This window comes from Pandoraea eparura, assembly GCF_902459725.1.
In the GTDB taxonomy this organism is placed as follows: Bacteria; Pseudomonadota; Gammaproteobacteria; order Burkholderiales; family Burkholderiaceae; genus Pandoraea; species Pandoraea eparura.
On record NZ_CABPSH010000012.1, the window covers coordinates 50,762 to 73,993 of the forward strand.

The window sequence follows — 23,232 nt, forward strand, 5'->3', positions numbered from 1 at the left end:
TCCCGCTCTCGCTCGCCTGTCGGCGCTGTCATGCGCCGGCTCACGCCAGGGAAACGCCATGAGTCACTTCGTTGACCGTCTTCGTTTTTTCACGTCGTCGCGTCCCCAGTTCTCCGAGGGGCACGGTGCCACGACCGATGAAGACCGCCACTGGGAAGACGCTTACCGTCAACGCTGGCAGTTCGATAAGATCGTGCGCTCGACGCACGGGGTCAATTGCACTGGGTCCTGCTCGTGGAAGGTGTATGTCAAAGGTGGCATCGTCACCTGGGAAACGCAGCAGACCGATTACCCCCGCACGCGCCCCGACATGCCGAACCATGAGCCGCGCGGCTGTTCGCGCGGCGCGTCATACTCCTGGTATCTCTACAGCGCCAATCGCCTCAAGTATCCGCTCGTGCGCAGCGCACTGGTATCGCGCTGGCGCGAAGCGCGCAAGTCGCTCGCGCCGGTCGAGGCGTGGGCCTGCCTCGTGGAAAACGAGGCGTCGCGCCGTGCCTATCAGACGCGTCGCGGCCTGGGCGGCTTTGTGCGCGCTTCGTGGGATGAGGTCAACGAAATTGTCGCCGCCGCCAACGTCTATACCGTCAAGCGCTATGGCCCGGATCGTGTCACCGGCTTTTCGCCGATTCCGGCGATGTCGATGGTGTCGTACGCCGCGGGCGCGCGCTATCTGTCGCTGATCGGCGGCGTCTGCCTGAGCTTCTACGACTGGTATTGCGATCTGCCACCGGCGTCGCCGCAAACGTGGGGCGAGCAGACGGACGTGCCCGAGTCGGCCGACTGGTACAACTCGACGTTCATCGTGATGTGGGGCTCGAACGTGCCGCAGACGCGCACGCCGGACGCGCACTTCATGACCGAGGTGCGCTACAAGGGCACGAAGATCGTGTCGATCTTCCCCGACTATGCGGAAGGGGCGAAGTTCGGCGACCTGTGGCTGCATCCGAAACAGGGCACCGATGCCGCGCTGGCGCTCGCCATGGGACACGTGATCCTCAACGAGTTCCATCTGGCCGGCAAGAGCGATTATTTCATCGATTACTGCCGGCGTTTCACGGACATGCCGTGTCTCGTCCGGATGGTCAAACAGGGCGACGGCTATGTGCCCGAGCGCCAACTGCGCGCGGCCGATTTCGACGGCGCGCTGGGCCAACCGCACAACGCCGACTGGAAGACGGTGGTGATTGACGAGTTGAGTGGTGAGTTCGTCGCGCCGGTGGGCTCGATCGGCTATCGCTGGGCACAAGGCGACAACGCCAACCAGGGCAAGTGGAACCTGCGCGAAGAGGGCCCGGACGGTAAGCCGATCCAGCCGCGTCTCTCGCTGGTGGCGGGCCACGACGAGGTCGTGCCCGTGCTCTTCCCTTACTTCGGCAACCAGCCGCACGCGCATTTCACGTGCACGTCGCACGCCTCGGTGCAACGCCGCAATGTCGGTGTGCGCCGCGTCCAGACGACCGAAGGCGAAGTGCTGGTAGCGACCGTCTACGACCTGTTCATTGCGAACTACGGGCTCGATCAGGGCCTCGGCGGCGAGCATATTGCGCACACCTACGACGACGACGTGCCGTACACCCCCGCATGGCAGGAAGCCATTACCGGCGTCAAGCGGGAAGACGTGATTTCGGTGGCGCGCCAGTTCGCCGAGAACGCCCACAAGACGCAGGGCAAGTCGATGGTGATCATCGGGGCCGGGATCAATCACTGGTTCCACATGGACATGTCGTACCGCGCGATCATCAATATGCTGGTGATGTGTGGGTGCATCGGGAAATCCGGCGGCGGCTGGTCGCATTATGTCGGCCAGGAGAAACTCCGCCCGCAAACGGGCTGGACGCCGCTGGCGTTCGGTCTTGACTGGCACCGTCCGCCGCGCCAGATGAACGCGACGTCGTACTTCTATGCGCACACCGACCAGTGGCGCTACGACAACAGCGATCCGTCGGGCCTGCTCTCGCCGCTCGCGGACAAGACCCCGTTCCACGGGCGCCCCATCGACTACAACGTGCGCGCCGAGCGCATGGGCTGGCTGCCGACGGCGCCGCAACTGCAAACCAATCCGCTCGATGTCGGCCGCTCGCTGCCCGATCCGTCCAAGGCCGGGCAGCATGTGGCGAGCGCTCTCAAGGACGGCTCGCTGCGCATGGCGTGTACCGATCCGGACCATCCAGACAACTTCCCGCGCAACTTGTTCGTGTGGCGCTCGAATCTGCTCGGGTCGTCGGGCAAGGGGCACGAGTACTTCCTGAAGCATCTGCTGGGCACCACGCACGGCGTGCAGGGCGACGACATCGGCAAAAGTCACGGCGCCCGTCCGGAAGAAGTCAAATGGCGCGACGACGCGCCCAAGGGAAAGCTGGACCTGCTCGTGACGCTGGACTTCCGGATGTCCACCACGTGCATGTACTCCGACATCGTGCTGCCCACGGCCACGTGGTACGAGAAGGACGATCTGAACACGTCCGACATGCATCCGTTCATTCACCCGCTCTCGGCCGCCGTCGACCCCGCGTGGCAGGCCCGCAGCGACTGGGAGATATTCAAGGGCATCGCGAAGCGCTTCTCGGAACTGTGCGACGGCCATCTCGGCGACGAGACGGACGTGGTGCTCGCGCCCATCGCCCACGATGCGCCCGGTGAACTTGCCCAGCCGTACGAGGTGAAGGACTGGGGCGCGGGGCAGTGCGACCCGGTGCCGGGCAAGACGGCGCAAGGTGTGGTCGTCGTCAAGCGCGACTATCCGAACACTTACCGGAAGTTCACGTCGCTCGGCCCGCTGATGGATTCGCTCGGCAATGGCGGCAAGGGCATTCAGTGGCAGACGCACGAGGAGATCGACCTGCTCGGCAAGCTCAACTACCCAGTCTCGGATGACGGGGTATCGAAGGGCCGGCCGCGCATCGACTCGGCGCTCGACGCCGCCGAGGTCATCCTCACGCTCGCTCCCGAGACCAACGGCGAGGTGGCCGTGCGGGCGTGGCAGGCGCTCGGGAAAGTGACGGGCCTGTCACACGAGCATCTCGCGCAATCAAGGGCAGACGAGAAAATTCGCTTCCGCGACATTCAGGCGCAGCCGCGCAAGATCATTTCGTCGCCCACCTGGAGTGGGATCGAATCGGAGCACGTGTCGTACAACGCCGGCTACGTCAACGTCCATGAACTCGTGCCATGGCGCACGTTGAGCGGGCGCCAGCAGCTCTACCAGGACCATCCGTGGATGCGCGCATTCGGCGAGTCGCTGTGCGTGTACAAGCCGCCCATCGACACGGGCAGTTACGCGCACATGCTCGGTCAGCGCAGCAACGGCAATCCCGAAAAGGTGCTCAACTTCCTCACGCCGCACCAAAAATGGGGCATCCACAGCACCTACACCGACAACCTGCTGATGCTGACGATGTCGCGCGGCGGACCGATCGTGTGGATGTCGGAGAACGACGCCCGCGAGCTGGACATCGTCGACAACGACTGGATCGAGTGCTTCAACGCGAACGGTGCCTTGTGCGCCCGTGCGGTGGTGAGTCAGCGGATTCCGAGCGGGGCGGTGATGATGTATCACGCACAGGAGAAGATTGTGAACACCCCGGGTTCGGAGATTACCGGTACGCGCGGCGGCATTCACAACTCGGTCACGCGCATCAGCGTCAAGCCGACGCACATGATTGGCGGCTATGCCCAGCTCTCGTACGGCTTCAACTACTACGGCACCGTCGGTTCGAACCGCGACGAATTCCTGGTAGTGCGCAAGATGAATCGTATCGACTGGCTCGACGATACCGCCGACCAGGTGCTCGTGCCCCCGACCGGAGAACGCCAATGAAAGTGCGTGCGCAGATTGCCATGGTGCTCAATCTGGACAAGTGCATCGGTTGCCATACCTGCTCGATCACCTGCAAGAACGTCTGGACCAGCCGCGAGGGCATGGAATACGCCTGGTTCAACAACGTCGAGACCAAGCCGGGCATCGGCTACCCGAAGGACTGGGAGAACCAGAAGCGCTGGCGCGGCGGCTGGACGCGCAAGGCCAACGGCAAGCTCGAACCGCTGCAGGGCGGCAAGCTCAGGCTGCTCGCGAGTCTCTTCGCCAATCCGCATCTGCCGGAGATCGACGATTACTACGAGCCGTTCACGTTCGACTACGGCCATCTGCAAACGGCCTCAGAGGCAAAAGCCATGCCGGTGGCGCGGCCACGCTCGCTGGTCACCGGCGAGCGCATGGAGAAGATCGAGTGGGGACCGAACTGGGAAGAGATTCTCGGCGGCGAGTTCGCCAAGCGCTCGCAGGACTACAACTTCGAAGCGGTGCAAAAGGATATCTACGGCCAGTTCGAGAACACCTTCATGATGTACCTGCCGCGCCTGTGCGAACACTGCCTGAACCCGGCATGTGTGGCATCGTGCCCGTCCGGCTCGATCTACAAGCGCGAGGAAGACGGCATCGTGCTCGTCGACCAGGACAAATGCCGCGGCTGGCGCATGTGCGTGTCGGGCTGCCCTTACAAGAAGATCTACTACAACTGGCACAGCGGCAAGGCCGAGAAGTGCATCTTCTGCTACCCGCGCATCGAAGCCGGCCAGCCGACTGTCTGCTCGGAGACGTGCGTGGGCCGCATCCGCTATCTCGGCGTGCTGCTCTATGACGCGGACCGCATCAGCGAGGCGGCGGGCGTCGCCGACGAGAAAGACCTGTACGAGTCGCAGTTGTCGGTGTTTCTGGACCCCAACGATCCGGCAGTGATCGCGCAGGCGAGGCTCGACGGCGTGCCCGACGCGTGGATCGAAGGCGCCAAGGCGTCGCCCGTGTACAAGATGGCGGTCGATTGGCGCATCGCGTTCCCGCTGCACCCGGAATATCGCACGTTGCCGATGGTCTGGTACGTGCCGCCGCTCTCGCCGATCAACGCCGCGGCCAACAGCGGCGACCTCGGCATGAACGGCGCGCTACCCGACGTGGCATCGCTGCGCATTCCGCTGCGCTATCTCGCGAACTTGCTGACCGCCGGCGATGAAGCGCCCGTCAAGCTGGCGCTCGAGCGTCTGCTCGCCATGCGCGCGTTCATGCGCGCACGGCATGTCGACGGCGTGCAGGCGGACGACGTGCTGGCCCAGGCGGGCCTGTCCGTCGCCCAGGTGGAGTCGATGTACCGGTATCTGGCGATCGCCAACTACGAAGACCGGTTCGTGATTCCGACCGCCCACCGCGAATACGCCGAAAACGCGTTCGACATGCATGGCGAGTGCGGCTTCTCGTTCGGCAACGGATGCTCGTCGGGCAACGACACTGGCAACCTGTTCAACCCGGTCAAGAAGAACAAGCGGACCATTCCGATTCAGGAGATTTGACATGTCCGCCCCCGATACCCCGCTCGGCTTGCAGTGCCGCCTGCTCGGTGCCTTGCTGCACTACCCGGACGACGAGGTGGCCCTCGCGTTGCCCGAGATCGAGCAGACATTGCTCGACAGCCCCCGCATTGGCGGCGCCGCACGGCGCGAGCTTGATGCGTTCTTTGCCTACTGGCGCGAGCGCGATTTGCTCACGCTGCAGGAGAACTACGTGGCGCAGTTCGACCGTGGCCGCGTGACGTCGCTCTACCTGTTCGAACATGTCTACGGCGAGTCGCGCGATCGCGGGCAGGCGATGGTCGACCTCATGCAGACCTACGAGCGCAGCGGCATCTATCTGTCGCCCGGTGAACTGCCTGACTATTTGCCCGCGTTTCTTGAATACGTCGGGATTCTGCCGGAATCGGAAGGCCTGGCGCGTCTGAAGGACATCGAGCATCTTTTGCAGGCCATCGACGCCGGGCTGGCGAAGCGCGGATCCCCCTATGCCGGACTCACGCGCGCGCTGCTCTGGCTGACGGGGGCGACAACGGCGCAACGCGAGCCACAGGCGTCACCTGAACATGTCGACGACGCCTCGCACATTCCGCGAGCGGCGGACTACGAGGCCATCGATGCCAGCTATCAAGATGCCCCCGTGCGCTTCATGGGCGCCGGCCATCCAGGCGGTCAGGGCAGCACCGTTGGCGAACCGATCCAGTTTCATGCGCGTCGCCCCGGGCGCTGAGTCCGGAACGCAAGGAGTGTGACCATGCAAGCATTCTTTCATCAGTTTCTGTTTGGCATCTATCCGTACATTTGCCTGACGGTGCTGCTCATCGGCAGCCTGATCCGCTTCGATCGCGAGCAGTATTCGTGGAAAAGCGATTCGTCGCAGTTGCTCAAGCACGGCATGTTGCGCCTGGGCAGCAACCTGTTCCACTGGGGCGTACTGGTTGTCGTCGCGGGGCATTTCGCCGGGTTTCTGGCACCGCACTGGCTCGTCTCGCCGTTCCTGACGGCGTCGCAGCACCAGTTGATCGCGATGGTCGGCGGCGGGGCCGCGGGCGTGGTTGCCATCATCGGCCTGACGATTCTCATTGCCCGTCGCATCGGCACGCCTCGCGTACGTGCCACGAGCCGGACCTGGGACCTCGTCATCGTGTTCATGCTCTGGATTCAGCTCGCGCTTGGACTCGGTACGGTGTTGCTCTCGATGCGGCACATGGACGGCGCGATGTTCGAGCAACTGACCGATTACGTGAAAGGCGTCGTGACGTTCCAGCCGGGCGTGGCCGCCCTGCTCGAAGGCGTGCCGCTGACCTACCGCGCGCATATCGCGCTCGGCTTCACGATCTTCCTCGTGTCGCCGTTCACGCGCATGGTCCACATCTGGAGCGGGCTGGCCTCGGTGGCCTATTTGATCCGGCCGTATCAACTGGTGCGCAAGCGCTAAGGCGCGGCGCGCTTTACTGTCATCACCGGTCGATCCGGTCGACCTGCGTGGATCCACGTCGATAGCCGCCCCGGCGGCCAAGGACCTTCAACATGCCAACCTTGTTGACAGACGTACGCACACCGCTGCGCGTGAACGGTGTCGAGATTCTCGCGAGCGCCATTGACGAGGCGGTGGCGGAACTCGCCGCCGCCCCGGCCGAGGGCGTCGCCCCGACGGCCGATGCCGAGACGACGGCCCGCTACGCGCTCGCGATTCGCGAGCTGTTGCGGCAACGCGCCGTCGAGCTGGGCCTGGCGGTGGACGCCGACCGGCCCGACGCGATGGCCGATGCGGTATTCGCGAAGGAAGTCGCCACGCCCGTGGCCACCGTCGAGGAGTCGCGTCGCTATTACGATCAGCATCGCGAGCGCTTCACCAGCGGCGAACTGGTGCACGCAAGCCATATCCTGTTCGGTGTGACCGGCCGGGCGCCGCTCGCGTTGGTGCGCGCCAAGGCAGAAGAGACGCTCAACGCGATCCTGCAAGCGCCTGACCAATTCGAGGCGATGGCCGCCGAGCGGTCGAACTGTCCGTCCGCGCAAGTGGGCGGGAGCCTTGGGCAGCTCGAGCGCACGAGCTGCGTGCCGGAGTTCGCGCAAGGCATATTCGATTCGGACGAGCTGGGCGTGCTGCCGCGTCTGATCAAAACCCGCTTCGGGTTTCATCTGGTGCGAATCGATCACCGGGTGCCGGGTAGGTTGATGCCGTTCGAAGCCGTGCAGGACGACATCGCCACGATGCTCACGGAGCAGGTGCGCCTGCGCGCCACGCGCCAGTACGTGCAGTTGCTTGCCGCGCAAGCCGACCTGGAAGGCGTGAGCTTTGCGGGCGCCGACGGGCCGCTCGTTCAATAACGGAGTCTCCATGGATACCGCACACGTCAGCGCGTCGCCGTCTGTCGCCGCTCATCAACCCGCGCCGGGCGCCAAGGCGTACTCGGTGTTGTTCGTGAGTACGTTCGCTTTTCTCGTTTGCTTCGTGGTCTGGATGATGTTTGGTGTGCTGGGCATTCAGTTGCGCGAAGATCTCGGCCTGAACAGCACGGAGTTCGGTCTGCTGACGGCCACGCCGGTGCTGACCGGTGCGGTGATGCGCCTGCCGCTCGGTATCTGGACGGATCGCTTCGGCGGACGCATCGTGATGACGGTGTTGCTGGTGACGTGCGCGATTCCCGTGTATATCATCAGCTACGCGACGCAGTTGTGGCAGTTCCTCGTCATCGGGCTGTTTCTTGGGTGCGTGGGCGCATCGTTCGCGGTGGGCACACCCTATGTTGCGCGCTTCTTCCCACCGGCCCGACGCGGATTCGCGATGGGCTTTTTCGGGGCGGGCACGGTTGGCGCGGCCGTCAACCTGTTCATCACGCCTAGCTTGGAGGCCGCGTACGGTTGGCGAGCGGTCCCACGCATCTACGCGGTCGTGCTGCTCGCGACGGCTGTGATCTTCTGGCTGGTGTCCGCACCGGACCCAGGCGCCGGGAAGAAGGGCGGCTCGATCCTGGCGTCGTTCAAGGTGTTGGGCAATGTGCGCGTGTGGCGGCTGTGTCAGTACTACTCGATTACCTTCGGCGGTTTCACGGCATTGTCGCTGTGGATTCCCCAGTATCTCAAGGCCGAATACGGCATGACGGTGGTGATGGCGGCGGCGGTGGCAGCGGGGTTTTCGCTGCCCGGCTCGGTGTTGCGCGCGGTCGGTGGCGTGCTCGCCGACAAATTCGGCGCGCATGCGGTCACCTGGTGGTGCCTGTGGGTGGCGTGGATCTGCTTGTTCGTGCTGTCGTATCCGAAGACCGATTTCGTGATCTACACGATCCAGGGGCCGCAAACGTTCCACATCAGCGTGTCCGTGGTGGGGTTTGTGATGCTCGCATTCGTGCTGGGCGCTGTGTTCGCGTTCGGGATGGCATCGACGTTCAAGTACGTGGCCGACGAGTTTCCCGAGACCATGGGCGTGGTAACCGGTATCGTGGGGTTGGCCGGCGGTCTGGGCGGCTTTCTGCTGCCGATTCTGTTCGGCGCGCTGCTCGACATTCTCAAGATCCGCTCGAGCTGCTTCATGCTGATGTACGGCGTCGTGTGGGTCTCGCTGATCCTGATCTATCTCGCTGAAGTGCGGCGCGCACGGGTGATGTAGGCGGGGCGGGTGTGCGCTCGCGCTAGACATCCCGGGACGGCGGACACTCCATGCCCCACCGGAAATGGCCGCTGCGCAGCAACACCGGCGCGCCCAGGCACAGCCCAAGATAGCGCTCGGTCATTTTCTCGATGGCCGGGCGATTCGCTCGGAACGCGGCCATCAGATCGTCGACGTTGCACGACTTCGCGCCAAAGTGATCCTCCAGCGCCTCGGCCGAGATCGCACAAATCACACGCTTGTGGTTAAGATCGGCCGCGAACTCGATCGTCAGGTCGTCGCCGTTATAGACCGGCGCGACGCGCGGAAACTCAATCTTCATCACCCAACTCCTCGGAGGTGCGAGGGCGGCGGTGGCGCGCGTCAGACTCGCCAGTCACGACGGGCGCGTGACTCTGGAGCGCTTCATCTCCCTCCAGGTAAGCCTGCTCCATCGGTTCCACGACATGGCAAGGCCAGCCAAGGCGCTCCGCAATGCGCCGGCGCAGGCTGTCGGACGCGGCGGGCTCACCATGATTGAGAAAGATGTGGCGAATGGGTTTGTCGAACTTCGAGAGCCAAACCAGCGTTTCGTTGTAGTCGGCGTGGGCCGACAAGGTATCGAGCTGAACGACTTCGGCGCCCACATGGACATAATCACCGAAGATCTTGACCTCGCTGTCGCCGCTGACCATCGTCGCGCCGCGCGTTCCCGGGGCCTGGAAGCCGGTAAAGAGCACAGTGTTGCGCCAGTCGCCCGCCATCGCCTTGAGGTGGTGCAGCACGCGCCCCCCGGTGGCCATCCCGCTGCCCGCAATGATCACCCGCGGGATCGTGCGGGTATCGAGCCATTTCGATTGCTCGACATCGGTGACGAACGTGGCCGCACCGCACATGGCTTCGCATTCGACGTGGCCAAGACGGTGATCTGCCCGGTGCGCCACGTAAGTCTTTGTGACGTTGATCGCCATCGGGCTGTCGAGATAGACCGGCACGTCCGGAATGCCCCCTGACGCCTTCTCGCGCGCAATCCAGTAGAGCAGGCTCTGCACACGCCCGACGGCAAACGCCGGCACGATCACGGTGCCGCCCCGGGCGAACGTTCGGTTCAGAATCTCCGCCAGTTGCGCGCCGGGATCGGTCCGATCATGCAGCCGATCTCCGTAAGTCGATTCCAACACCAGGAAATCGGGCGTCTTGGGTACCGCCGGCGCCAGCATGATGGGATCGTCCTGCCGTCCCAGATCGCCTGAAAACAGCAGCCTTCTGCCACCGACATCGAATTGCGCCATCGCCGCCCCGAGAATATGGCCGGCATGCCAGAAGTGCAGCGTAATCTCAGGGAACAGGTCGAACGGGGCGTCGAAAGGCAGCGGCTTGAGCAGGGCAATGGCTCGACGGGCATCTTCTGCAGTGAAAAGCGGAAGCGCAGGCGTGTGCTTCGATTTGCCGTGACGGTTCACGAACGCCGCTTGCTCTTCCTCGAGGTGCGCACTGTCGAGCAGCAGGATCTCGCACAGATCGCGCGTCGCGGACGTGCAATAGACCGGGCCCTTGTAGCCGTAGCGGACCAGCACCGGCAGATAGCCGCTGTGGTCGATATGGGCGTGTGTGAGCACCACGGCGTCGAGACGCTGAGCGTCAAACGCCGGCGCCGCCCAGTTGCGAGCGCGCAGGTTCTTCACACCCTGAAAGGCGCCGCAGTCGATCAGGACTTGCCTGCCGGCGGCCGAGAGCAGGGTCTTGGAACCGGTCACCGTCCCGGCGGCCCCCAAGAAGCGCAACTGCATGAATGCACCTCGCACAATGTCCGGGCGGCAACATGGCGCCTGGTAATGGCAGGATAGTCCGCCCGTGACGGCTCGCCGTCAGGCCTGACGGTGGACGTTGACGTGTATCAAGGACCCGGTTCGTGTTTGCCCACCTGCCACCCGTCTGCGGCTACCGTGTAAGCGCCACGATGGCAAACGGTTGCCCCGGCCCGCACACGGACTTCGCCGCCAGGGCCGATCTCACGCGCGCGGTGCGCCGACGTGCCGTCGATTTTCCACATTGCCCCTTGTGAGGACGATGCCATGCCTCATCGAATCCTTCTTGCCACAGACGGTAGCGAGACGTCGTGGCGTGCGCTGCACGAAGCGATCCGTTTCGCCATGCCCGACGACGTCGTGCGGGTAGTGAGCGTGATCGACGATCCGTTCGTCCACTATCAGTCGGCCTTCGCCTCCCATATCGATCTGGAGGCGGTTCGCGACGGCATGGTCTCGGAGAGCCAGCGGACATTGAGCGATACCTACAAGACGCTGCACGACGAAGGCATCCAGGCCGACACGCGCGCCATCGATCTTCGCGCCTGGGGCGGAACGATTGCCGATGCGATCGTCCGTGAAGCCGAACGGTGGCACGCCGACCTTCTGGTGCTTGGCACGCACGGACGCAAGGGCGTGCGACGGCTCCTGATGGGTAGCGTTGCCGAGGAGGTGCTTCGTCAAACGCATCGGCCGGTCATGCTGGTGACCGGGCCGGCCCCGTCACCACAGAGCTCGGACGCGGCGGCCTCCGTGACCGACAAGGGGTGAGATCATGTTCAAACGTATTCTGGTCGCGATCGACGGCAGCCCGACGGCCGACAAGGCATTTGACTACGCGCTGACGATCGCCAAGGCACGCAACGCTCACGTGCATGTCCTGTATGTCGTCGATATTCCGGTGGCCTACGTGGCCGATGCCGATCCCTTTCCCTTCATCGAGGCGATGCGGTTGCAGGGCAAGGCGATTCGCGAATCGGCCACGCAGCGGCTCAAGGGGGCGGGCGTCGACGGCGACGTGGAGATCCGCGAACTCCTGCCGCTCGGGGGCGATGTCGCGCACCAGATCAACGTGTCGGCGGACGAAGACCAGGCCGATGTCATCGTCATCGGCACGCACGGCCGGCGGGGCTTTCGACGAATGGCGCTGGGTAGCGTGGCAGAGAATTGTGCGAGACAGGCACAGCGCCCGGTGATCCTCATTCCGCCGACCGAGGCCGAAGCCGGTAAAGATGTGCTGTAGGTCTGCGATTTTCCGAGGGGAAGGTCGCACAGGCACCGTAAGACGCGAAATGCGCGCAAACCCGCCAGGCGAGTAGAATCGGCGGGACGGATGTGCGATCTGACACACCCGCGCGTGTCGCGAAGGCGATACCTCCGAACGAAGCACCCGACGCAGGGGCCAGCGCATGACTCGCATCATCGTTGCGGACGATCACACGCTGGTGAGGGCCGGGTTGCAGCGCATTCTGGCCGGCAGCGAAAACCTGGAGGTGGTGGGAGAGGCCGCCAATGGCGCGCAGGCGATGGCGCTACTGGAACAAACGCCCTGCGATGTCCTTCTGCTGGATCTGTCGATGCCCGGACGCAGCGGCATCGACCTGATCGTGCAGATCAAGGCGTCGTTTCCCCGTCTGGCGATTCTCGTGCTCACCATGCATGGCGAAGAGCAGTACGCTGTGCGTGCGCTCAAAGCCGGGGCCGCCGGTTACATGACGAAGGAATGCGCGCCGGCCGAGCTGGTGCTGGCTGTCAGGAAAGTCGTTGCCGGTGGCGTGTATCTGAGCCTGGCGATGGCCGAGCGGATTGCGTCGGAGCTGGCCACTTCCACGGTCGATACGCCAGGGTACCGGCGCCTGTCCGATCGGGAATTCGATGTGTTCCTGATGTTGGCGCGGGGGCTCACCGTGAGCGATATCGGCGATAACCTGTGTGTGAGCGCCAAGACCGTGAGCACCTACAAGGCACGCGTGATGCAAAAGCTCGATCTCAGGAGCCAGACCGAGCTGGTGCATTACGCCATCAAGCACAACCTGTTGCGTGACGAACTCTGAGCGCGCGGCCCGTCATCGACCCTGTCAGTCCCCTGTCAGCCACGGCCTACACGGCGCCGTCGCGGCTGACAAAAGATCGCGTCGCCCCCTTATTTTTTTTCCGGTGTGCGTCTCCAATACTGAAGGCGTCAATTGCACAGGCCAGCGCGCCGGAGTCCGCCATGTATGCTTCCTTTCGCTCGCTCGATCCCACGCCCGAGGCCGACCTGCAGACCATTCGCGTGCATCGGGCTTTCAACGATACCGAGGGTGGTGTGCCGCGGTGCAGCACGTGTCTTTTGCGCCAGCTTTGCCTGCCCGAAGGCCTTTCCGACGCGTCCGCACGCGGTCTGGACGGCGTGACCCGGGTGCGCCGCACAGTCCGCCGGGGCGAGGTGCTGTTCAGGCCCGGCGATCCGTTCGAGCACCTTTACGCCGTGCGTGCCGGCTCATTCAAAACCGTCATCATGCATCCGGACGGCAGGGAGCAAGTCACCGGGTATATGTTGGGCGGAGAACTGCTTGGGCTGGGGGCCATCGCCAGTGGCCGACACGTGTCGGAAGCGGTGGCGCTGGAGGACAGCCAGGTCTGCGCAATCAAGTTCGCAGAACTCGAAGCCGTGGCCGGGCAAGTGCCCATGATCATGCGCCAAATGCATCGATTGATCGCGGCAGGCATTGTACGAGAGCAGAACCAGTTGCTGCGCCTGGGCACCGCCCGCGGGGAAGCACGGCTCGCCAGCTTCCTGCTGGATGTCTCGGCCAGACTCGCCGCGCGCGGATATTCTCCCAGCTCCTTCCTGCTGCGCATGACGCGCGAGGAGATTGGCAGCTACCTGGGCCTGCAACTGGAAACGGTGAGCCGAATGCTCTCTCGCATGCAGGCGCAGAACGCGCTGCGCGTGCGGCAACGCGAAATCACGCTGCTTGACACCAAGCGCCTGGGCGAGATGGCGACCCTGTCGCATTAGCCACGCCCCGATCCCCCGTCGCGCGGGAGGCCAGCATGCGGGCAATGCAGTTGTCAAAAAAGGACGGCACGCTGACGCTCGTGGATATCCCGATCCCTGTGCCAGGGCCCACCCAGGTTCTGGTTCGCGTGAGCGTATGTGGGGTGTGCCGCACCGACCTGCATGTCGTGGACGGCGAGCTGCCCGACGTTCCCGACGCGATCATCCCGGGACACGAGATCGTCGGGACGGTGGCGGCGCTGGGGGCTGACGTTCGCGAACTGGCGATCGGCGAGCGGGTCGGCATCCCGTGGCTCGGGGCGACTTGTGGCAGTTGCCGGTTCTGCCAGAGTTACCGGGAAAACCTGTGCGAGGCGGCGCGCTTTACCGGCTATACGCTTAACGGTGGCTATGCGGAATACGCGGTGGCCGAGGCCCGTTTCACCTTCAAGTTGCCTGAACGCTACGACGACGCCACGGCCGCGCCGCTGCTGTGCGCCGGTCTGATCGGCTATCGCTCGCTCAGCATGGTGGGCGATGCACGACGCATCGGCCTGTACGGCTTCGGTGCCGCCGCCCATCTGATTGCCCAGATCGCCCAAGCCCAATCGCGGGAAGTCTATGCTTTCACACGCCCCGGCGACGACGCGGCGATGGCCTTCGCGCGGGCAAACGGCGCATGTTGGGCGGGGGCCAGCGACGCGCCGGCACCGACGCGTCTGGATGCGGCGATCCTCTTCGCCCCGGTCGGCGACCTCGTCCCGCAAGCGCTGGCGGGCGTGGATCGGGGGGGCATCGTCGTATGCGCCGGCATTCACATGAGCGATATTCCCGGGTTCCCCTACCGGCTGATCTGGGGAGAACGACAGGTCAGGTCGGTGGCCAACCTCACGAGGGCCGACGGGCTGGCGTTTCTCGCGCTCGCCGAACGGATCGCGCTGCACGTCACGACGAAAGCCTACCCGCTCGAGCAGGCAAACGTGGCGCTGAGCGATCTGCGTCGAGGTGCCTTTTCGGGTGCCGCGGTGCTCCAGGTTCGCACATCATAGCCCCGGTCACGCGGCGGGTGAGTCGTCCGGTGGCGACGCCTCCAGTGGAATCACGGCCGTGACGACCGTGCCCCCCTCGGATGGGCTGCGAACTTCCAGCGTGCCCCCCAGCAAGCGCGCCCGTTCCCGCATGCTGATAAAGCCCAGCGAATCCGATTTTGGGCGCGTGGGCGGAAGACCGCGGCCGTTGTCGGTAATGCGCAGTCGGCACTCTCGATCGCATGAGAGTTCGATGGTGACCGACGTCGCCCTGGCGTGTTTCGCCACGTTATTGAGCGCCTCCTGGACAATGCGGAACAACGCCGTCGCCACGATAGCGGGAATCGGGGGCAGACTGTGCGCCTCGGAAAAGTCGACCGCCACGCCATAACGGCGCGCAAAGTCCCGGGTGTACCACTCGATTGCGGGGCCGAGCCCCAGGTCATCGAGCATTGGCGGGCGCAGGTCGGCGGCCATTTGGCGAACGGCGGCCACCATGCCGTCGATCGATTGTTCAATTCGTTTGACGTCGCCGCTCACGCTCGTCTGGTCGCCCAAGGCGCGCTTGAGCAGGGCCGTGTCCATTTTCAACGCAGTAAGACGCTGGCCGAGGTCATCGTGCAACTCGCGTGCGACTCTCAGCTTTTCCTCCTCGCGAACCGCCTCGAGGCGCGCGTTCAGCTTTTCGAGTTCGTTGCGAGAGGTTTGCAGCGCGTTGGCAATCTGTCGTTGCTCGGTCACGTCGCGCAGCACCACCGTATAGAACTTGCCGGCCGCGTCCGCGCTTTGCGAAATCGACGCCTCCATCGGAAACTCCTCGCCATCCGAGCGCAATCCCCAGAGCGGCCTGCCGCGCCCCATCAGGCGCTCTGACACGCCGGTCAGGCCGAAGCGCTCGATGTGCTGATAATGCGCATCCCGAAACCGTTCCGGGATGAATCGCGCGAGCGGCGCGCCAATCGCTTCCATGGCGCTGCACCGGAAGACGCTTTCGGCGGTGGGGTTGAAGATCTGGATACGCTGCTGATCGTCGATAGTGATGATGGCCTCGCGCACGGACTGGATCACGCTGAAAAGGCGGCCTTCCGATCGACGCTTTTCGATCGCGCCATGCTCGCTAAGCCGCTGCGCGCGACGCCGCGCCAGCAAGGCGAGGGCCCACGCGAACACCGTCACCGCCGTCATGAACAGCCCCAACCCGAGGGCCCAATTGGCCACGCCGGCCCCGCGCAGCGAGGCAAATTCGTCGGACGCCGTGAAGGTGAGGAACAGAACGGCTTTTTCCCCGTACGGCAGACTCGCGTGCGCCTGATAATCGACGGGCGGTCGGGGTTCGCCGGGCGCCCGGGGATAGAGGCTGTCGAAGACGGGGGCGGGTTGGTTTGCGCCGTCTTGCAGACTCACCGTCAGCGTAATGTCATGCAGGAGCGGCCCAATCGCCACGTGCACGAGTGTGTCGATGTCCGCAACGGCGTAGGCGCATGTCGACGGACGGCTGGTGTCGGACAGGAACACCAGATAGGGGCGGCCCGTCGACGGCGCGCTGCGCGTGAAGACAGTCCCCGAGGTCGGTGTGCCACGTGGCACTGCCATGGATCCGCTCGGTCCGAGCACGGCCTCGTTGCCAATCGAATAGGCGACGACCCTGTCGATCGTGTCGCCCGTCCGCTCACATCGGGCGAAGGTCACCAAGCCCGGCAATCGCTCCGCCAGCCGCATGCTTTGCGCATACGTCCGCCAAGCGCTTTCGTCGGGCCGGGGCGCCAACGCCAGGCGGTCAAGCGCGCTATGCAAGGTGTCGCGATAAGCAGAGAGGGCGATCGCGAGCTTGTCCGCCGCCGCCGTCGTACGCAACTCGAATCGCGCGTCGACGTTGCTCTGCATGGTGGTGCGTACGGCGAGCCAGTTCCATGCCGCGAGCGCGAGACAGATCGCACACAGCAGGGCAAGGGTGATGCCATCGGTCTGCTGCGAAAGCGATTGTATTGCACGGCGAAACGTCAACTTGGCCATCTACGCTGCCCCCTATCGGTTCTCGTGCCGAGCATTCCGTCTTTGTAACACTGCCGGTGCAATTTTCCCAGCCTAGTCACTACGTAAGGGATCGCGAAAGACGACGGCAAGACGCCGGACCACGGACGCACAACCGGCACCGTCGCCAAGTCCGGCCTTGATCCGCGTCAACGGCGGCGCCCCGACGTCGAACTAGAGTAGAAAGCGATCGCCCCCATTTGGAGAGTCACCATGACCTACCGGACGCTGCTTGTACACGTCGACAACAGTCAGCAATGCCGCGCTCGCGTCGAGCTTGCCGTGGATTTTGCCTGTCGGCTACCGGCCCACCTGACGGGAATTTACTTGCCGTTCCACATGCCGTTGTTTTCTGACGTCACCGACATCGGGGGCATGGGGGTGCCGCCACCGTCGTCGCCGGAGAGCGATGCCAAGCGCCTTGACCAAGCGGAGCAGATGTTCATGGAGATCTGTCGCCGTCAGGCGGTCAGCCCCGAATGGCTGACGCCGCAATATGACACGAATGGCGAGATGCGAACCCATGCGCGTTACGCGGATCTGGTGATCGTCGGACAAGAAGACCCCGACGACCCGGAAACGATACCGGCGATGGGATTCGTCGAGTCGGTCGTGCTCGCCGGCGGTCGGCCTGTGCTGATCTTGCCGTATGCGGGCAAGGTACCGCGTTCGTTCAATAACATTTTGCTCGCCTGGGACGGCGGACGCGAAGCGGCACGCGCCGCGGCCGACGCCATGCCATTCCTGAAGGCGGCGAAGACTGTCCATGTGATGCACGTCAGTCGAGGAAACAAGACAGACGTCCTCGGCCCGATCCCCGGGCTCGACATCGCCATGTTCTTCGCCCGCCATGGCGTCAATGTGCGCGTCACGCCTGAGCGCGGCGCCAACGACGTCGCCGTAGGCGAGGATCTGCTCTCCCGCGTGGCCGACATGAACATCGACCTCATCGTGATGGGGGGCTACGGCCATTCGCGAATGCAGGAATGGGTGCTCGGCGGCGTGACCCGAACGATGCTCGAAACCATGACGGTGCCGGTATTGATGTCGCACTGACGCCACGCGGTTCCGCCATGCGTTGAGCGGCGCTCGGCATGGCAGTGCGGATGTCTCGTCCGCCTGCCGTCGCCTCTCATGGATTTGTCGGCAACGTATCGAGCAGGTCGCGCAACGCTTCGGCCAGCGCCGGCGTCACGTCGATCGCGTTGGACGCATGCGGCACCGTGTTGGCGGTCACGACCCGGCCGGCCCCAGTGGCGATGAGATCGTCGACGCTGATGCCGTCGAACAGTCCGTGGACGGCAATGCAGATGGGGTTGCCGAAGCCGCTGCGGACCAGCGCCTTGACGGTGGCCACCATGGTCTGCCCGCTCGCCAGGATATCGTCGACGATGACCGCCGTGCGTTTTGCAAAGGTCGACGGCACGTGCAACCGGACGCTGACCTTGGCATCCGCCTCGCGGGTCTTGTGCGCGACGACTGACGGCGCGCCGATGCGCTCGCCGATTTGTGCTACCCACGCTTCGCTTTCGTCGTCCGGCCCCACGATGAGCGGATGCGGCACATTGGCCGCGATCCACTCGGCCATGGCGACGACGGCATGGGGGGAACGTACGGGAACGGCATAGGCTGCCGATAGCGACGGCAGCCGGTGCAAATGTGGTTCGATCGTCACCAGGCCGTCGATGTGCGCGCTGAGCAGCCTGCCAAAGCTATAGGCCGACACGGATTCGCCGGGATGGAAGCGCGCATCCTGACGCAGGTAGCACAAGTACGGGGCGACCACGACGACATCTTGCGCCCCCAGGTCTCGCGCGGTGTCGGCGGCGAATATCAGCGGCAGTATCTTGGCGTCCGGGCGATGCAGTTCGCTGACAATGACGACCGATTTCCCGCTCAGTGGCCCCTCGAGCGCCACCCGTTGCTCGCCATCGGGAAAGCGATGAATATTCAGACGCTGCACCGGACAATTGATGGCATGGGCAAGCGATCGTGCCAAGGACTCATTCCCGGGCAATGCATAGATCACAACGTCTTTCATGATTCCCCCACGGCGACGATGGCGGGGAAGCGGTGAGCGTACTCGTACGCATAGTCGAGTTCTCCCTCGCTTTCCGCATAGATGGTGAACAGGGGTTGTCTGGCCGCCACGTGCGTGCCGATCGGTGTTTCGAACACGACGCCCGCCCTCGGTGCGCGCGGCGCACCCGCCAGCTTGGCAACCCGTGCCAGATGGCGATTGTCGATGGCCGTGACCACGCCGCTGTGGCGTGCCGTCACGGGTTTGCTATGCCGACCGACCAAGGGCTCGCGCATGCCGCCTTGTGCCTCGCAGATTCGCTGGAACTGCCGCCAGGCCAGACCGCTGGTCAGTATGCGGCGCGCGCACGCCTGACCTTCGCCCGGCAGGGCCTTGCCGCCCATTTCCAACAGTCTGCCGGCGATATCCACGCTTTTGTCCGCGAGATCGGCCGGGGCGTTGCTGCGATTTTGCAGCACGGACAGCACGTCGCGCGCCTCCAGACTGGGGCCAATGCCGCGGCCGACCGGTTGGTCGCCTGCACAGACATAAGTCGACACGTCGAGTCCGAGCGCCCGACCGATCGTGCGCAAGCGCTCGGAGAACAGGGTGCTGGCGTATTGGGACCGAATCTTGGCGGTCAGGCCGACCGGCACGTCGATCAGTACGTGCGTGGCGCCGGCGGCGAGCTTCTTCGACAGGATCGACGCCATCATCTGCGCTTCGCTGTCCAGATCGAGCGGGCGCTCCACCTGGATCAAAATGTCGTCGGCCGGGCTGAGTCCGGCCGCGCCGCCGAAGACGATGCAGCCTCCCACGGCGTCCACGACCCGGCGCATCTCTTCGACGCGCAGATCGACCGGCGCCAACGTCTCCATGGTGTCGGCAGTGCCCGCCGGCGACGTGATCGCCCGAGACGACGTCTTCGGCATGATCAGCCCTTGCGACGACACGATGGCGACCACGATCGGTGTGGTGCGATTGCCCGGCAGGCCACCAATGCTGTGTTTGTCGACGATGCAGTCTGCGTGCCACTGCAGCGTTTCGCCCGTGGCGACCATTGCGCGCGTGAGGGCGATAATCTCCTCGTCCGAGAGCCGGTTGCCGGTGCAGGCGGTCAGAAATGCCGAGATATGGATCGAGGAATAACGGCCGGCGGCAATATCGCCGATCACTTCATTGAGTTTCGCGGGCGTAAACGCTTCGCCGAACATGCGGCCTCGCACATGGCGAAAGGACTCGATGGGCGGCATGTGACGCACGCGAACCCATTCGCCCTCGGTGACATCGAGGGCTGCCAGGGCGGCTTCACTCAAGCCGATCTCGTCGAGTTCCACCCAGTCGCCGGTGACGGTCTGCAGCGTTGCGACGACGCTCGCCGTCCCGTATTCGAGCTGCAGGCGCGTCTGCGCTGCGAAACCTTCCGAGCGGCAGATCAGACTGTCGCGCCGGAGGTAGGCGACGGCTTCGCGCAACGTGTCGATTTGCACGCGTCGCGCGCGCAACCGGCGCCCTGTGAGCGGAAGGTCGGCATTGCCATTGGCGTCGCCCGATGACGACGCGCGCACGTCGGGGTGACCGAAGGCCTCAACTTCCGGTGACTTCTCGATATCGTCTGACACAGTGCGAGTTCCTTGCAGAGCGCGACGGAGGCGCGTCCCGTCGGCGCGGATTCAGAGCCGATTCCCGTGATGCCTTAGCTTCCCAGCGTAGTGCCGGTTGAGACGGTGCACAGCGGGTGTCCGGCGAGACGTTGACGTGCATCAAACGGCGCATCGCCGCCGGTATCGCGTGAGCAACGCCTTGGCCGACGTTGAGATATGTCAAGGCCTGGCTCGCGGTGGCGGAGTATCGTGAAGACATCGCCGGTATTGACACCACCGACGCAAGCAACACCCGATCTTGCCGGTCCTCCGGCACTTGCGTCTGGATACGGCCCCGTTCCGAGCGCAGGCAATTGGGTTTCTGCCCGCTTCGGCGGGCGATTTTTTTCGCGCGTTGCGGTCACGTCGTGTGGCCCGCAATCCACTCGGGAGACGCGACGATGTCCAAAGAACTGATTCCCTCCCTGGGCTTGTGCAAGGCGCAGATGTTTGCCGTTCTCGATGCCCACAGGCACTGGGTCGAGAACGTGCAATGTCTGCGGCAAATGCAGCTCAAGGCTGACGAAGGGCTGCTCGACGCGGACAGGGCATTCGCCAGCGCACTCGACAGCGCGCCGGATTTCAGTGCGGTGCTCAATAGCCAGCTCGCCTTCGTGAACCGTCAGTTGGCGATGCAAAACCTGATCTGGCAAGGGCTGGTGAAAATGAGTGCCCGAGGGCCCACGATCTGGGCCGAACAGTACTGCGCGGCGCAGAAGGCATGGCAACACCTGTTCTCCGAGGCGGCGGCCGATACAACCGATGCCCAAGGCCCCGCCAATTGGTGGACGGCATGGGGCGAAGTGACCTAAACGGCGATGAGCGCGTTCGGTTCGCTCCCGGATCAGGTCAATTAGAGCGCGGCCCGGGCGACACCGGCGGCGTCTGCGCGTAACGCCAACCGGGGATGATGGGGCGCGCAGGGACGCTGTTGCGCCGATGCCCTACGTGTCCTGACGCCGTATGATCCGATACGTCTGGAGTGTTCTGCCTATGTCCAGTGCCCCCGCCACCGAAGCCATCGTCGCCACCGGTCTGACCAAGGGGTTCGGGGAAGGGGCGGCGCGGACGACGGCCGTCAATGCGGTCGACCTGGTCGCCCACTTTGGCGAAATCCTCTTTATCGTCGGGCCATCGGGAAGCGGCAAGACCACGCTCCTGAGCCTGCTCTCCGGCATCTTGCGGCCTGATGCGGGCAAGGTATGGGTTGGCGGCAACGATATCTGGTCGTTGTCAAAGGACGATCTGGCCGATTTTCGACTGAACACGATCGGATTCGTGTTCCAGGACTATCACCTGTTCCCCAGGCTGACGAGCGCGGAAAACGTGGCGATACCGCTCATTCTCAAGCACGAGGATTGGAACGACGCGCTCGCGGCGGCCCGCGAGAGTCTCGCGATCGTCGGCCTGAAGGACCGTGCCGAGGTACTGCCCGTCAAGCTCTCGGGCGGCGAGCAGCAACGCGTAGCAATTGCCCGGGCGATTATCGGCGCTCCTCGGATACTGGTGCTCGATGAGCCGACGGCGTCGCTGGACGGCGACACGGGCCGGATGATCATCGCATTCGTCAAGCAGAAGATCCTCGACCGGAACCGATGCATCGTCATCGTCACGCACGACGCCCGCATCAACGAATACGCGGACCGGATCGTTCATATGGAGGACGGACGCATCGTCTCCGCAAATGGGAGGCACGCGTGAGGAACAAGTGGCTCTTCATTCTCTCGGGCGCGGGCATTCTGGCCGCGCTGATGGGCGCTTATGTGTTCTCGCTCGAACGCAAGCCGGAAGCGCCCGTCTTCACGCCGGTGAGCAACCCGTATCCGGCCGCCATCTACGCGACCGGCATCGTGGAAAGCGAGCAGGGCGGGGGCGCCAACATCAATCTGTACCCAGAGGTCTCGGGCGTCATCACGCAGGTGCTCGTGCATGAAGGCGACAAGGTACGGGCGGGAACGACACTGCTGCGGATCGACGACACGGTACAGCGAGCGACGACTGAACAACTGCACGCCCAGATGCTCGCGGCAGGCATCGTACTCGACCAACTCAAGGCTGAGCCGAGGAAGGAAACCCTGGCCGTTGCCAAGGCGCAGGTCGACCAGGCACGCGCGAATCTGAAGGCGGCTCAGGACCAGTTCGACAAGCGGCGGGCGTCTTACGAGGCGGACAGCCGGTCGATCAGCAAGGACGTGCTCGACACGGCGCGCGATGCCGTCGAACAAACGAAAGCGGCGCTGGAAGTCGCGCAAAGTCAGTTTGACCTGACGCGTGCAGGCGCATGGCGCTACGACGTGGACAATCAGGCGCGCCAGTACGACGCGCTGTCTCAAGCGTATAGCGCGGCCAACGCGCTATTGCAAAAATATGCGATCACTGCCAAGACGGACGGCGTGGTGCTGGCCCTGAACGCCGCCGTGGGGAGCTCTGTCTCCTCGCAGGGCGTCTACGATACCTACACGGCCGGGTTCGATCCCTTGATCGTGATGGGGGGGCCGCAAGACTATCTGGCGGTGCGTTGCTACGTCGACGAAATCCTGGTGTCGCGGCTGCCGGCCCCCGATCACATTCGCGCGCAACTCTCCGTGCGCGGCACCGATCTGAAGGTGCCGCTGGAGTTCGTTCGGGTGCAGCCGCTCGTGTCGCCGAAGATCGAGTTGGCCAACCAGCGGCGGGAAAAGGTCGACCTACGGGTCCTTCCCATCATTTTCAGGTTCAAGACGGCAGACTTGCCGACGATCTATCCGGGACTCCTCGTCGACGTCTTCATTGGACCGCAATGAGGGA

The 23,232-nt window shown here is 64.2% G+C and carries 20 protein-coding genes; 15 read left to right on the plus strand and 5 right to left on the minus strand.

All coding sequences use genetic code 11. The features are described from left to right. Positions 1-58 precede the first annotated feature (58 nt). The 6 genes from PEP31012_RS19575 to PEP31012_RS19600 all read left to right on the plus strand — a co-directional run bounded on the left by PEP31012_RS19575 (position 59) and on the right by PEP31012_RS19600 (position 8,953). The gene (locus tag PEP31012_RS19575) at positions 59-3,820 is read left to right on the plus strand and encodes a nitrate reductase subunit alpha (RefSeq protein ID WP_150590970.1); all 3,762 of its coding nucleotides are present in this window, start codon (positions 59-61) and stop codon (positions 3,818-3,820) included. After that, positions 3,817-5,343 carry a nitrate reductase subunit beta gene (gene narH / locus PEP31012_RS19580; protein WP_150590971.1) on the plus strand — a complete coding sequence of 509 codons (1,527 nt, stop codon included), beginning with the start codon at positions 3,817-3,819 and terminating at the stop codon, positions 5,341-5,343. Before PEP31012_RS19575 ends, narH begins: the two co-directional genes overlap by 4 nt. A 1-nt stretch (position 5,344) precedes the next feature. After that, on the plus strand, positions 5,345-6,070 hold the full coding sequence (gene narJ / locus PEP31012_RS19585) for a nitrate reductase molybdenum cofactor assembly chaperone (protein WP_150590972.1): 726 nt from the start codon (positions 5,345-5,347) through the stop codon (positions 6,068-6,070). A gap of 24 nt (positions 6,071-6,094) precedes the next feature. Then, positions 6,095-6,778 (plus strand): respiratory nitrate reductase subunit gamma, encoded by a 684-nt coding sequence (gene narI, locus PEP31012_RS19590; protein WP_150590973.1) that lies wholly within the window; start codon positions 6,095-6,097, stop codon positions 6,776-6,778. 92 nt (positions 6,779-6,870) lie between these two features. Continuing rightward, positions 6,871-7,674, plus strand: a complete 804-nt coding sequence (locus PEP31012_RS19595) for a peptidylprolyl isomerase (RefSeq protein WP_150590974.1) — start codon at positions 6,871-6,873, stop codon at positions 7,672-7,674. Positions 7,675-7,684: 10 nt separating this feature from the next. Continuing rightward, positions 7,685-8,953 (plus strand): MFS transporter, encoded by a 1,269-nt coding sequence (locus PEP31012_RS19600; RefSeq protein WP_150590975.1) that lies wholly within the window; start codon positions 7,685-7,687, stop codon positions 8,951-8,953. A 22-nt stretch (positions 8,954-8,975) separates the two neighbouring features. Here PEP31012_RS19600 and PEP31012_RS19605 read toward each other — a convergent pair whose 3' ends face one another. Beyond that, entirely contained in the window at positions 8,976-9,275 is a 300-nt protein-coding gene (locus PEP31012_RS19605; RefSeq protein WP_150590976.1) for a DUF1488 family protein, read from the minus strand. After that, the gene (locus PEP31012_RS19610) at positions 9,265-10,722 is read right to left on the minus strand and encodes an MBL fold metallo-hydrolase RNA specificity domain-containing protein (RefSeq protein WP_150590977.1); all 1,458 of its coding nucleotides are present in this window, start codon (positions 10,720-10,722) and stop codon (positions 9,265-9,267) included. Before PEP31012_RS19610 ends, PEP31012_RS19605 begins: the two co-directional genes overlap by 11 nt. Before the next feature lie 285 nt (positions 10,723-11,007). On the opposite strand from PEP31012_RS19610, the gene PEP31012_RS19615 reads away from it, so the two are divergent. From PEP31012_RS19615 to PEP31012_RS19635, 5 genes are all read left to right on the plus strand, one after another. Further along, entirely contained in the window at positions 11,008-11,511 is a 504-nt protein-coding gene (locus PEP31012_RS19615) for a universal stress protein (protein WP_150590978.1), read from the plus strand. A 4-nt stretch (positions 11,512-11,515) separates the two neighbouring features. After that, positions 11,516-11,983: a universal stress protein gene (locus tag PEP31012_RS19620; RefSeq protein WP_150590979.1), complete on the plus strand. Its 468-nt coding sequence runs from the start codon at positions 11,516-11,518 to the stop codon at positions 11,981-11,983. Positions 11,984-12,149: 166 nt separating this feature from the next. Then, the gene (locus tag PEP31012_RS19625; protein WP_150590980.1) at positions 12,150-12,794 is read left to right on the plus strand and encodes a response regulator; all 645 of its coding nucleotides are present in this window, start codon (positions 12,150-12,152) and stop codon (positions 12,792-12,794) included. Positions 12,795-12,955: 161 nt separating this feature from the next. Then, complete coding sequence (locus PEP31012_RS19630; RefSeq protein ID WP_150590981.1) at positions 12,956-13,744, plus strand: helix-turn-helix domain-containing protein; 789 nt, start codon at positions 12,956-12,958, stop codon at positions 13,742-13,744. A gap of 35 nt (positions 13,745-13,779) precedes the next feature. Then, complete coding sequence (locus PEP31012_RS19635; protein ID WP_150590982.1) at positions 13,780-14,772, plus strand: zinc-dependent alcohol dehydrogenase family protein; 993 nt, start codon at positions 13,780-13,782, stop codon at positions 14,770-14,772. A gap of 6 nt (positions 14,773-14,778) precedes the next feature. Here the strand turns inward: PEP31012_RS19635 and PEP31012_RS19640 are convergent, their stop codons facing one another. Continuing rightward, the gene (locus tag PEP31012_RS19640) at positions 14,779-16,764 is read right to left on the minus strand and encodes a PAS domain-containing sensor histidine kinase (RefSeq protein WP_150590983.1); all 1,986 of its coding nucleotides are present in this window, start codon (positions 16,762-16,764) and stop codon (positions 14,779-14,781) included. A gap of 231 nt (positions 16,765-16,995) precedes the next feature. On the opposite strand from PEP31012_RS19640, the gene PEP31012_RS19645 reads away from it, so the two are divergent. After that, entirely contained in the window at positions 16,996-17,838 is an 843-nt protein-coding gene (locus PEP31012_RS19645) for a universal stress protein (protein WP_150590984.1), read from the plus strand. Between the two features lie 76 nt (positions 17,839-17,914). Here the strand turns inward: PEP31012_RS19645 and PEP31012_RS19650 are convergent, their stop codons facing one another. Together PEP31012_RS19650 and PEP31012_RS19655 are read right to left on the minus strand one after the other, a co-directional pair. After that, positions 17,915-18,823 (minus strand): ribose-phosphate diphosphokinase, encoded by a 909-nt coding sequence (locus tag PEP31012_RS19650; RefSeq protein ID WP_150590985.1) that lies wholly within the window; start codon positions 18,821-18,823, stop codon positions 17,915-17,917. Then, positions 18,820-20,424: a thymidine phosphorylase family protein gene (locus tag PEP31012_RS19655; protein WP_150590986.1), complete on the minus strand. Its 1,605-nt coding sequence runs from the start codon at positions 20,422-20,424 to the stop codon at positions 18,820-18,822. Before PEP31012_RS19655 ends, PEP31012_RS19650 begins: the two co-directional genes overlap by 4 nt. Positions 20,425-20,846: 422 nt before the next feature. Here PEP31012_RS19655 and PEP31012_RS19660 point away from each other — a divergent pair, with 422 nt between their 5' ends. The 3 genes from PEP31012_RS19660 (at position 20,847) to PEP31012_RS19670 (ending at position 23,228) form a co-directional block, all read left to right on the plus strand. Next, positions 20,847-21,257, plus strand: a complete 411-nt coding sequence (locus PEP31012_RS19660) for a hypothetical protein (RefSeq protein WP_150590987.1) — start codon at positions 20,847-20,849, stop codon at positions 21,255-21,257. Positions 21,258-21,438: 181 nt separating this feature from the next. After that, a complete protein-coding gene (locus tag PEP31012_RS19665; RefSeq protein WP_150590988.1) occupies positions 21,439-22,146 on the plus strand; it encodes an ABC transporter ATP-binding protein in 708 nt (235 codons plus the stop codon). Next, a complete protein-coding gene (locus PEP31012_RS19670; RefSeq protein WP_150590989.1) occupies positions 22,143-23,228 on the plus strand; it encodes an HlyD family secretion protein in 1,086 nt (361 codons plus the stop codon). The genes PEP31012_RS19665 and PEP31012_RS19670 overlap by 4 nt, the downstream gene beginning before the upstream one ends. Positions 23,229-23,232 lie beyond the last annotated feature (4 nt).